Origin of the sequence: Chryseobacterium mucoviscidosis (genome assembly GCF_002177115.1) — a bacterium.
In the GTDB taxonomy this organism is placed as follows: Bacteria; Bacteroidota; Bacteroidia; order Flavobacteriales; family Weeksellaceae; genus Chryseobacterium; species Chryseobacterium mucoviscidosis.
The window spans coordinates 589,644-600,494 of the sequence record NZ_MVAG01000128.1; the positions used below are offsets into that span (position 1 = coordinate 589,644).

The 10,851-nt window shown below is 34.5% G+C and carries 14 protein-coding genes and 1 tRNA gene; 9 read left to right on the forward strand and 6 right to left on the reverse strand.

The features are described from left to right. Window positions 1–131: 131 nt before the first annotated feature. On the reverse strand, window positions 132–401 hold the full coding sequence (gene rpsO, locus B0E34_RS17265) for a 30S ribosomal protein S15 (protein ID WP_076395421.1): 270 nt from the start codon (window positions 399–401) through the stop codon (window positions 132–134). A 173-nt stretch (window positions 402–574) separates the two neighbouring features. Between rpsO and B0E34_RS17270 the strand changes: the two genes are divergently transcribed. The 5 genes from B0E34_RS17270 to B0E34_RS17280 all read left to right on the forward strand — a co-directional run bounded on the left by B0E34_RS17270 (window position 575) and on the right by B0E34_RS17280 (window position 4,020). Next, the gene (locus B0E34_RS17270; protein WP_076395419.1) at window positions 575–1,126 is read left to right on the forward strand and encodes a pyruvate decarboxylase; all 552 of its coding nucleotides are present in this window, start codon (window positions 575–577) and stop codon (window positions 1,124–1,126) included. Window positions 1,127–1,416: 290 nt separating this feature from the next. Next, window positions 1,417–1,566 carry a hypothetical protein gene (locus B0E34_RS21420; protein ID WP_157967233.1) on the forward strand — a complete coding sequence of 50 codons (150 nt, stop codon included), beginning with the start codon at window positions 1,417–1,419 and terminating at the stop codon, window positions 1,564–1,566. Between the two features lie 15 nt (window positions 1,567–1,581). Next, window positions 1,582–1,725, forward strand: coding sequence for a bacteriocin-like protein (locus B0E34_RS21425; RefSeq protein WP_165763011.1), 144 nt, complete (start codon window positions 1,582–1,584; stop codon window positions 1,723–1,725). A gap of 208 nt (window positions 1,726–1,933) precedes the next feature. Then, the gene (gene mgtE, locus B0E34_RS17275) at window positions 1,934–3,256 is read left to right on the forward strand and encodes a magnesium transporter (protein ID WP_076395417.1); all 1,323 of its coding nucleotides are present in this window, start codon (window positions 1,934–1,936) and stop codon (window positions 3,254–3,256) included. A 26-nt stretch (window positions 3,257–3,282) separates the two neighbouring features. Further along, window positions 3,283–4,020, forward strand: a complete 738-nt coding sequence (locus B0E34_RS17280; protein ID WP_087711496.1) for an ABC transporter substrate-binding protein — start codon at window positions 3,283–3,285, stop codon at window positions 4,018–4,020. A gap of 205 nt (window positions 4,021–4,225) precedes the next feature. Here B0E34_RS17280 and B0E34_RS17285 read toward each other — a convergent pair whose 3' ends face one another. Beyond that, a complete protein-coding gene (locus B0E34_RS17285) occupies window positions 4,226–4,675 on the reverse strand; it encodes an XrtF-associated fRMsr-like GAF protein (RefSeq protein ID WP_087711498.1) in 450 nt (149 codons plus the stop codon). Window positions 4,676–4,687: 12 nt separating this feature from the next. Then, on the reverse strand, window positions 4,688–6,115 hold the full coding sequence (locus B0E34_RS17290) for a nicotinate-nucleotide adenylyltransferase (RefSeq protein ID WP_087711500.1): 1,428 nt from the start codon (window positions 6,113–6,115) through the stop codon (window positions 4,688–4,690). Window positions 6,116–6,169: 54 nt separating this feature from the next. Between B0E34_RS17290 and B0E34_RS17295 the strand changes: the two genes are divergently transcribed. After that, complete coding sequence (locus B0E34_RS17295; RefSeq protein WP_087711501.1) at window positions 6,170–6,937, forward strand: MBL fold metallo-hydrolase; 768 nt, start codon at window positions 6,170–6,172, stop codon at window positions 6,935–6,937. A gap of 79 nt (window positions 6,938–7,016) precedes the next feature. Continuing rightward, window positions 7,017–7,096 (forward strand) — tRNA-Leu (locus tag B0E34_RS17300). Window positions 7,097–7,291: 195 nt separating this feature from the next. On the opposite strand, the gene B0E34_RS17305 is transcribed toward B0E34_RS17300, so the two are convergent. Beyond that, entirely contained in the window at window positions 7,292–7,546 is a 255-nt protein-coding gene (locus B0E34_RS17305; RefSeq protein WP_123956688.1) for a hypothetical protein, read from the reverse strand. Window positions 7,547–7,632: 86 nt separating this feature from the next. Beyond that, window positions 7,633–7,863: a DEAD/DEAH box helicase family protein gene (locus B0E34_RS17310; protein WP_087711505.1), complete on the reverse strand. Its 231-nt coding sequence runs from the start codon at window positions 7,861–7,863 to the stop codon at window positions 7,633–7,635. A 158-nt stretch (window positions 7,864–8,021) separates the two neighbouring features. Here B0E34_RS17310 and B0E34_RS17315 point away from each other — a divergent pair, with 158 nt between their 5' ends. Both B0E34_RS17315 and B0E34_RS17320 read left to right on the forward strand, forming a co-directional pair. Beyond that, window positions 8,022–8,321, forward strand: coding sequence for a helix-turn-helix domain-containing protein (locus tag B0E34_RS17315; RefSeq protein ID WP_087711507.1), 300 nt, complete (start codon window positions 8,022–8,024; stop codon window positions 8,319–8,321). Window positions 8,322–8,530: 209 nt separating this feature from the next. Next, window positions 8,531–9,025 (forward strand): hypothetical protein, encoded by a 495-nt coding sequence (locus B0E34_RS17320; RefSeq protein WP_087711509.1) that lies wholly within the window; start codon window positions 8,531–8,533, stop codon window positions 9,023–9,025. Window positions 9,026–9,045: 20 nt separating this feature from the next. On the opposite strand, the gene B0E34_RS17325 is transcribed toward B0E34_RS17320, so the two are convergent. Next, window positions 9,046–10,344, reverse strand: a complete 1,299-nt coding sequence (locus tag B0E34_RS17325; protein ID WP_087711511.1) for a cryptochrome/photolyase family protein — start codon at window positions 10,342–10,344, stop codon at window positions 9,046–9,048. Between the last annotated feature and the right edge of the window lie 507 nt (window positions 10,345–10,851).

The following is a 10,851-nucleotide window of genomic DNA, read 5'->3' on the forward strand; positions in this document are numbered from 1 at the left end:
ATTTTTGTCTGTAAAATCTTACCCATCTATCCCATAATTTCCATATATTCTGCACCGAAAACCACTTCTGATTACGAAAACAAAAAAGCAACCTCTTTCGAGATTGCTTTTTATGTGAAAATCTTTGTAGATTATTTTCTTAAACCTAATTCAGCAATAATTGCTCTGTATCTTGCGATATCCTTATTTTTAAGGTAATCTAATAAACTTTTTCTTTTACCTACCAGTTTCACCAAAGATCTTTCTGTGTTGTAATCTTTGTGATTGCTCTTTAAATGAGCAGAAAGGTGGTTGATTCTGAAAGTGAAAAGTGCAATTTGCCCTTCAGCAGTTCCTGTGTCCTGTGCAGATTTTCCGTGTTTTGCGAAAATTTCCTGCTTTTTTTCTGTTGTTAAGTACATTCCAATATTGTTTAATGATTATTATGTAACGGGTGCAAAAGTACGACTATTTTTTTATTCTGCCAACATTATTGATTTCATTTATTGATTTTGATAGAAAAAAATGTTAAAAATTTCTTAAAAAAATTATGCTACCCCACTAAAAGGCAGTAATTTTGCATACGAATTTAGTGATGAGAAAATTAATAACATTTACCACCTTTACTTTAGCTCTTTTTGCAGGTTTTTCTTTATTAAAAGCTCAGAAAAGCCATGAAAACAAGATCAAAAAAGTTTTATATTTCAATCCTGAGGTAGAACCCGACCTTCAGGAAATTAAAGAACCTACCAATACAGCTTTCTTCAGCGCAGTTTCTGATAATTTAAGCGAAAGAAAAAACAAAATGCTGAGAACGGAAACCCAGATTTCTTTTGACAGCATAGACAAGCAGACCGTTTGGGATTACTGTAAAAACAACGATGCCGATTTTGCCATTGTTCCGAAAGTAAAATATTTCAAAGTAGGAATCGGAAAATATGTTTTTTCCAATCAGGTCGTGGTAAGCATGAAACTATTTGATGCAGAAGGCAATCTGGTTACCGAAACGGATTATGACACGTATAAAAAGAACATGAGATTGCTTGGTTCCACTGTAAATTCTGTAAAAATAGGAACCAACGGAGCCATCAAAGGAATTTTAAAACAGCTAAAAAAAATTAAACCTTCTGCAGAATCCGGATTTTAATTTCCGGCAGTTAAAACTATTATGCAAATCATTGAATCTTATAAAATTAAATTCATCCCTGTGTGAATAATTAAAAATATTTTATTAATTTAGTCTGAAACAATTCATTCAAACTATCTCAATTGAAATTTCTTAGCATTTGCAGTTTTTGCAGGTGCTTTTTTTATTGAATTGTTTTTATTTAAATATATTCATCAGTAATCCAACATATTAAAATCATATAATTTTCAATTATAGGTGAATAATTAAAACCTTTTTTGTATTTTTAGCTTACATTAAATCTAAATAATATGAAAAATTCAAACCTGAAAAAGCTCACCAGAAAAGAGCAGGAAAAGATCAACGGCGGAGGTCTTCAGAAATGTCATTACCATTTTGAATGTCCGGGCGGATCCTGCTGTCAAAATGTTTGTGTCTACTACAACTGTCCGGAAGTTTAACCCCAAAAGATTATTATGAAAAATTTAAAGAAACTAACGAGAAAGGAGCAGGAGAAAATCAATGGAGCCGCTTTGGTACAGTGTACGAAAGACTCCCACTGCTTCGGCGGATATTGCTGCAATTATGCGTGTTATATGTATGCCTGCATTGAACCTTAGTGTTTGAGAATGTATACTGAATAATAAAATTCAGCAGACGAAAAAAAACAATAATTTATTACTTTTAAAATTTAATTTTTTTCAAAGCATTCGTTTTTGCGGATGCTTTTTTATTTTCAGAAATTTAAATAATCCTTAAATTTTGCAGTTCTTTGGGCAATTTTAAAAATTTGGGCTATTTTTGCACTACTCTTAAAAATTTGACGTTTTGAATTCTAAAGACGAACTTATCTTCAACCCTGCCGATATTGCCGAAACTCTTAGCGAACTTCACGCGGACGAGAGGCTTTTGGCATTCCTGAAAGTTCCGAAAGAATACAAAGCAGATGTTTTTTCGCATCTTGATCCCGATTTTCAGGAAGAAACGATCAGAAGTATCGGGAGCGATGAGGTTTCAGAAATCCTGAATGCGATGACTCCGGATGACAGAACGGCTCTTTTTGAGGATTTTCCGGACGAGCTTATCAAGTATTCTATCAATCATCTTAATCCGCAGGAACGCAGAATTGCCCTTAAATTATTAGGCTACGATTCAGATTCTATTGCCCGTCTGATGACGCCTTATTACATCCAGATCCGTAAAGAATGGACGATTAAAAGATGTCTTCAGCAGATTAAAAAAGTGGGAAGTAAGGTAGAGACGATGAATTATCTCTACGTTGTGGACGAAAGAAACCGGCTGATCGATGATATTGCTCTGGGAAGTCTTTTGTTGGCAGAAGAAGAAACTTTGGTTTCAGAAATTACGGATAATCATTTTGTTGCGATTACCACAACGACGACTAAAGAGGATGCGGTACAGTATTTCGAAAAGTATGACCGTGCTGCGCTTCCTATTATTACTGAAGCCGGAGTTCTGGTAGGAATTGTAACGATTGATGACATTCTCGACCAGATTGAGCAACAGAATACGGAAGATATCCAGAAATTCGGGGGATTGGAAGCTTTGGACGTTCCTTATACGCAGACTTCTCTTATCGAAATGGTAAAAAAGAGAGGAATGTGGCTGATTATTTTATTTTTCTCTGAAATGCTTACGGCTTCGGCGATGGGTTATTTTGAGGATGAAATTCAGAAAGCGGTTGTTCTCGCACTTTTTGTTCCTTTGATTATTTCCAGTGGAGGAAATTCCGGTTCACAGGCTGCAACTCTGATTATCAGAGCGATGGCACTTCAGGAAATTACTTTAAAAGACTGGTGGTATGTGATGAGAAAAGAAATTTTCACAGGTTTATCACTGGGCGGAATTTTAGGGATCATCGGTTTCCTGAGAATTATGATCTGGCATAAAGCAGGTTTTTTCGACTATGGAATTCACTGGGCTTTTGTTGGATTAAGTGTAGGCGTTTCTCTGGTGATGATCGTACTTTGGGGAACACTTTCGGGTTCTATGGTTCCTTTCATTCTTAAAAAATTAAAACTCGATCCGGCAACTTCTTCCGCTCCTTTTGTGGCAACGTTGGTGGATGTAACAGGATTAATCATTTATTTTTCGGTCGCAGGACTTTTCTTAACGGGCAAACTTTTGTAATTTTAGGCGACATCTAAAATATTACAATGAAGGTAGTTTCTTTGGTTCCCTCGATTACGGAGGCTTTATTTGATTTGGGTTTAACGGAAAAAGAAGTGGTCGGAAGAACGAAATTCTGTATTCATCCCGCTGAAAAGGTAAAAAATGTAACGGTTATCGGCGGTACAAAAAATATCAATATTGAAAAAATAAAGGCTTTACAGCCTGATCTTATTTTAGCCAATAAGGAAGAAAACGTAAAAGAACAGGTGGAAGCTTTAATGCAGGACTTCAAGGTAATTGTCACCAATGTTGAAAATATTGAGGACAATTATTATATGCTTAAAAATTTAGGCAAAATCTTTCATCAGGAAGAAAAAGCACAGCTTTTTAATCTTAAAATCTATGATGTTCTCAACCACGCAAAAATTGAATCTCCCATAAAAGTTGCCTACTTAATCTGGAATAATCCTTATATGACGATAGGTTCCGATACTTTTATTCATAAAATTCTGGGTGAGATCGGTTTTGAAAATATTTTTAAAGATCGGAAACGTTATCCTGTGATTCAGACGGAAGATCTTGCGGAAGCAGAACTCATAATGCTTTCTTCTGAACCGTTCCCTTTTAAAGAGAAACATATTAAGGAACTAAAGAAGTTTTATCCTGATAAAAAAATAATGATTGTAGACGGAGAGGCGTTTTCGTGGTACGGAACGCACATTGCGAAGTGTGAAAATTATTTTAAGGAACTTATTTCTGATCTTAAACACGAATTTCACTAATTTTTTCACGAATGGCACTCACTCTTTTTTTATAAATTTTCTAAGTTTTGGCTGATGTCAATTATTCATTTGTTTATGAAAACGGACTAAAGTCCGTTTCTATTGATCCCATTTCGAAAGGAAATTTTGATCTATCCTATCATACAAAAGACTCCGGCTCTTCGAGCCGGAGTCTTATATTTTTAACACTTTAAAAGCAAGATTTTTACAAAATTTTAGAAACTTCGTTACACAGCCATTCCAATAATTCTCTGTCTTCTTCTGTAAAAGGATCAATCGTATGAGAATCAATATCGATCTGACCGATATTCTGTCCGTCTTTGAAGATTGGAACTACAATTTCCGCTTTGGTATCGATAGAACAGCTTAAATAATTACTTTCTTCATGTACATCGGGAACAACAAACGTTTCATTGGAAACAGCAACCTGACCACAGATTCCTTTACCGTAAGGAATGATGGTGTGATCTGTCGGAGCTCCAACGTAAGGTCCCAGTTTCAACTCATCTTTATCTCCGTTTTTGAAATAAAAACCCGTCCAGTTGAAATAGGATATTTCCTGATCCAAAAGGTGACACACTTTCTGAAGTTTCTCTTCTGTATTATGTTTCGGACTTTCAAGAATAGACGAAAGTCGTTTTTTTAATTCTGACATTTTTTTACTGTTTTAAGAAAATTGTTTTAAGGAAAGTTCTTCTTTGTAGCCGAACATTCCACGCTCTTTTATCATCTCTGCCACTCCTTCCGGAAGCTGATTTTCCCATCCTTTCATATTGCATCCGATTTTCTTCAGGATATCTCTGGAATAAATTTCCAAAAATTCCGGATTATAATTGGTAATATCTACAATACGGTTGTTATGCTTGAAATATTTGTAAAGTTCCTTAAGGTTTTCTTCCACTTTAAGGTTATCGGAATCCAGTAATTCGTGAGTTTCCGGATCTTTATATGGATACAGATACACTCTCATCCCGTTTCTGAAAAATTTCCCGAAAGCTTCCAGAATTCCTCCTGATAAATTTTTATAATATTTTTCGTCGAATACCATCAAAAGATTATTCACGCCCATTGCAACGCCGATTTCTCCGCTTGTATAGGAAGCAAAATAATCGATCAGTCGGTAATATTCAGAATAATTAGATACGATTACGGTATATCCTAATTTGCCGAGAACATCTACTCTGTCGAGAAAATCTCTTTCATTGATGTCTCCGTCGGCGCGAAGGTTTGAAATGGTAATTTCTATTAAAACTTCGGTTTCATCCTCAGTACAGGTTACTTCTTTCATGAACATATTGAGTCCGTTCTGAAGCATATCAATGTTCACCTTCGTTACAGGTCTGAAGCTTCCTCTTACCGCAAAAATGTTTTTCTTATACAGAATATCTGCAGGAAGCATATTATTCCCTTCCGAATTGAAAATCACGGCATCCGTCATTCCGTTTTTAACCAACTGTAAAGACATCAGTCTGTTATCCACATACGCAAAAGCAGGCCCGCTGAAATCGATCATATCAATTTCAAGATTGTCTTTTGCAACGTCGTCGTATAAAGATTCAATTAAATTTCTAGGATTGTCGTAGTAATGAAAGGCTCCGAAAATAAGATTTACCCCCAGATTTCCAAGGGTTTCCTGCTGCAAAGTGGCATCATTTTCCTTGAACTTTACGTGAATAACGATTTCATTATAATCTTCGTTCTCCTTTACCTGAAAACGGATTCCAACCCAGCCGTGACCTTTAACTGTTTTATCAAAATTGATGGTGGTAACAGTGTTGGCGTAAGAAAAATATTTTCTGTTGGGATTGCTTTCTCTTGAAATTCTTTCTTCGATAAGAGCGACTTCATAGCGAAGCATTTTTCGAAGTCTGTTTTGGGTAACGTATCTGTTTTTTACCTCTTTTCCGTAGATGGCATCACTAAAATCTTTGTCGTAAGCCGACATCGCCTTAGCAATTGTACCGGAAGCTCCCCCTGCTCTAAAAAAGTGTCGGACTGTCTCCTGCCCTGCTCCAATTTCTGCGAAAGTACCATAAATAGTAGGATCTAGATTAATTGTTAATGCTTTTTGTTTAGGAGTTAGTTTCTGATACATTAGGACATTAAATTTTTCGTAAATTTACCAAAATTAAACCAACCTCAAAAGAAAATGAAGTTGAAATTTTTAGGAACGGGAACTTCGCAGGGTGTTCCTGTGATTGGCTGCACTTGTGAAGTGTGTACTTCAGGTAATCCCAAAGACAGTCGTCTTCGGTCTTCTGTGATGGTAACCACCGATGAAGACAAAAAAATCCTTATCGACTGCGGACCCGATTTCAGGCAGCAAATGCTTACCAATCAGGAAGATCGTGTAGATATTGCATTGCTTACTCACGAACATAATGACCATGTTATCGGTCTGGATGATATGCGTCCCCTTATTTTTAAAACAGGAAAAGATATTCCTTTGTACTGTTCTTCAAGAGTTGCCGACGAAGTTAAAAACCGTTTTCCTTATGCGTTTGCGGACGAAAAATATCCCGGAGCTCCGGCTTTTGAACTTCATGAAATTGAAAATAACCCTTTCACAGTTGTAGATACAGAAATTATCCCGGTTGAGGTCATTCATTTTAAAATTCCCGTTTTCGGTTATAAATTTAAAAAACTGGCTTATATAACGGATGCCGGATTTATTTCTGAAACGGAAAAAGAAAAATTAAAAAATCTCGATGTCTTGATTTTAAACTGCATCCGGAAGTCTGATCCTCATCCTGCTCATTTTATTTTACCTGATGTTATTAAGTTATTTGAAGAACTGAAACCCGAAAAATTATTTTTAACCCACATCAGTCATCATCTGGGATTGCATGACGTTGAAGATAAACTACTTCCATCCGGAATGCACCTTGCCTACGATGGTTTGGAGATTATTTTTTAAAATTTTTCTTTGAAAAACTTTGGAGTATAAAGAAAAGTTTCTATATTTGCACACCGATTCAAAACAAGGTAACACACTTGCCCAGGTGGCGGAATTGGTAGACGCGCTGGTCTCAAACACCAGTTCTTAGGAGTACCGGTTCGATCCCGGTCCTGGGTACAAAAAAACCTCTGAAATCATTTGATTTTCAGAGGTTTTTGATTTTTTAGGGTGATCAAAAAAAATCAATCTTAAAACTTTCCAATGCAAAAGAGCCTGCCCAAATCTCAGGGCAAACTCTTTTTATTAAAATCTAAAAAAACTTTTCTTATATTAAAGTTAGGTTCGGGTAAATTCAAAAACCGGTGAGTGTTATTATTGTACTAAAACATTATTATTTTCAGACTCCTTCATAATATCACGATCTTCGTGTTCTGAAAATTCTTCAAACAATTCGTAGCGTGGTTTTGATAGTGAACTTAAAAAAGTAATGGTTGTAGGATTTCCCTTTTCATTTACTTTTACAACAATAGATGTACAGCAGGGTGAAGCATTGAAATAATTTTCAAATCTTCTGCCGCATTTAAAGCATTCTGTAACAATGATTTCCTGTGTTTCGAAATTTTCCATGGTAAATGTGTGTTTTTTTGTGGAACAGCCCATTAAAGAGCTAAATATATTTTTTCATCAAATAATTGTGTTTTCAGAATTTAAACTTATGTCTCAGTCTCTACCTGTATCTTATTGAACAAAGAAACTTTGTACAATGCATCAATAACAGCTTCGTCTTGTAACTTCCTGTTCTTAACTTTTCTTATGTAATCGGGATCTTTAGATTTTTTCAGTAAAATATTTACAGAACCTGTGTAGCGCTTTGGAAGCCATCGATTAATAAAATCAAATGTTTCATTAATACTGTTCTGATAGGGATATATCAATTTGCTCATACAAATAAATATTTTGTTTAACCTTTTTTCGTAATTTTGTGTTTCTCTCTTTGGGAGAATTATGAAACAAATATACAAATATATATTTAAAAACAATAATTAATTGAAATTTTAACAATTATTTATTAATTAAAATTAAAAAGAAGAAATTATTCGATATGAAAATTCACGAGAAGTTACGCGAGTACAGCAAATCAAAAGGAGAAACTTTGAGAGAACTCGCAGACGAATACGGCATGACTCCACAGGCGATCCAGCTTTATTTTGCAGGAAAAAATGCAATCCCACTCAATTTTCTGGTTTGGTACTTAGAAAAACATCCGGATCTGGATCTGTATGCACTTTTTGATAAGAACAGAGAAAGCATTGTTTCTGAGCCGAAAGCACCTTATAATAAAAAAACTAAAAAACAGGAACTTATAGATCGTATTGTGGAGATTCTGCAAAAAGAAATGTAATATTCTCTAAAGATTAATCATCAAAAAACATCAACCGGAAAAATTAACATAAAATAGTCTTTCCGGTTTTTATTTTTCTGTAACTGAGGAAATTGAAGACCGACAGTACTTTTGGTAATTAAAACAAAATTAGTTTTCCTCTTTTTAACAATTTATTTATCTTCGCACCTCGAAATTTAAAAAACTTAGTTGCTCAAAAAATCACAAATATGACGAATGCTTCTCATAAACTGATTCCTATGACAGATTTTGTCATCGAGTATTATTCCCATGAAGGATATGCAGACCTTCAGACGCTTAAACTCATGAACAATTATGCCAATCTTTTGAAAAAGGAGCTTACTTTAGGAATGTTTGTTCCCGTAGATTCTTCAGGTGAAATCCTGAAAGAACCCAAGAACTACGAATCCTGGAAATCTCTCGAGCACAATTCCAGAAAGAGAAACGACGAAGAAAGCAAGGCCTTCGAAGAATATAAAATCTATCAGAAAGCCGAAAAAAAATGCCTTTTCGAAGGATTTAAAATTGCTTACAACGGATATTCTGTGGTGAGAATCGTTGCTTCTTACAATACTTCAATCGAACTTTCGTTCAATAAAAACGAAAAGACATTCCAAAACCTCAAAGACATTGAATCTCTTACTTCTTTTGATGAAATTTATCTGAACAATGCTGCATTGAAGAAAATTGGTATACAAAAATAACCCTCAATTAGCTTCCGGTTCTACTCTTTCACCGCTTTTCCGTACACATCCAAAGCTCTTTTTCTCGCAAAAGTATGCTCCACAATTGGTTCTGCGTTCATATCTTTTTCGGAAAGCCATGTTTTGATGTATTTTAAATCTTTATCGAATTTTTTAGTCTGTTCAGAAGGATTGAAAACCCTGAAATAAGGCGCCGCATCGCAGCCGCATCCTGCAGCCCATTGCCAGTTTCCGTTGTTGGAGGACAACTCGTAGTCCAGAAGTTTTTCTGCAAAATAGGCTTCACCCCATCTCCAGTCGATTAAAAGATGTTTGGTAAGGAAACTCGCGACAACCATTCTTACCCTGTTGTGCATAAAGCCGGTTTCGTTAAGCTGCCTCATTCCTGCATCTACAATTGGATAACCGGTGTTTCCGTCACACCATTTTTTAAATTCTTTTTCATCATTTCTCCATTCGATCTTATCATATTTTTCTTTGAAAGACTGATTCACTACTTTTGGGAAATGATACAAAATCTGCATAAAAAATTCTCTCCAGATCAGTTCATTCAGCCAGACTTCATTGTGCTTCTGTGCAAATTCCACGCATTTTCTTACAGAGATAGTTCCGAAACGAAGGGCAATTCCTAAACGGGTTGTATGATCCAGTGCAGGAAAATCCCTGTACTGATCGTAATCATCAATAATCGTTTTTTTCAGTGAAGGCTTTTTAAATTCCAGATCTGTTTTTTCAAAGCCTAAATCTTTAAGCGTTAAAAATTTTGAAGATGAATATTGATGAAATTTTGAAAAATCGAGCTCCATTTTTTTGAAGGTGACAGACTTGAAATTTTCTTTCCATTTTCTTGAATAAGGAGTGTAAACGGTGTAAGGTTTACCGTCATTTTTTACCACATCATCCTTTTCGAAAATCACCTGATCTTTAAAATCCTGAAATTTAATATCACTTTTTTTAAGCAGATCCTTTATTTCTTGGTCTCTTTTTATTGCCTGCGGCTCATAGTCCCTGTTGCAGAAAACCGTATCAATTTCAAAATCTTTAATCAATTTTTTGAAAGCTTCAACAGGCTTATCGTGAAAAACGGTTAATCCACTTTTATGTTTTTTAAGCTCAGTATGAATTTCTTCTAAAGCCTGATAAAAATAATCTACTCTTCTGTCTGATTTATCTTCAAGCTTATCAAGAATTTCCTTATCAAAAATAAAAACCGGAACTACTTTTAAGCCGGCTTCAAGTGCATGAAACAATCCTGTATTATCTTCCAGTCTGATATCTCTTCTGAACCAGAAAATATTTACTTTTTCTTTTTTAGACATAATGATTTGTTAACCCTGTTTTCTCTACAAAAATCAGACTAATTTTTCTAATTGTAAAGAGATTGTATTTAATTTATAATTTATTTTTACCATTAAGAAATTAAGCCTCTTTAGCTTAAAAAACTTAATAAAAGTAAATGTGTTGATTCCTTAATTATAATCAGTTTAACTAACTTAAATTCTTAATGTTAAATTTAAGAATAAACAAAGTTTATTTTAGAGTTTAAAATTTTTTTGAAATAAAAATATTCTTATTGGAAAACGCAAAGACGCAAGATTTTATTAGCCTTAAATCTTTAAGGCGCAAGAAAATCAAAGATTTTCAATAAGGATTGATGTTTAATTTTATCGCAGATAAAATTTTTGCGCCTTAAGATAAGACAGTATTTAAATAATATTTTGCGTCTTTGCGATGGTTACAGCTATTAAGTTTAAACATCCTATGTTACTTTCCAAATTTTAAAAGTTAATTTTTTTCTTTTTTTAAATATAATTTGGTTGATATTT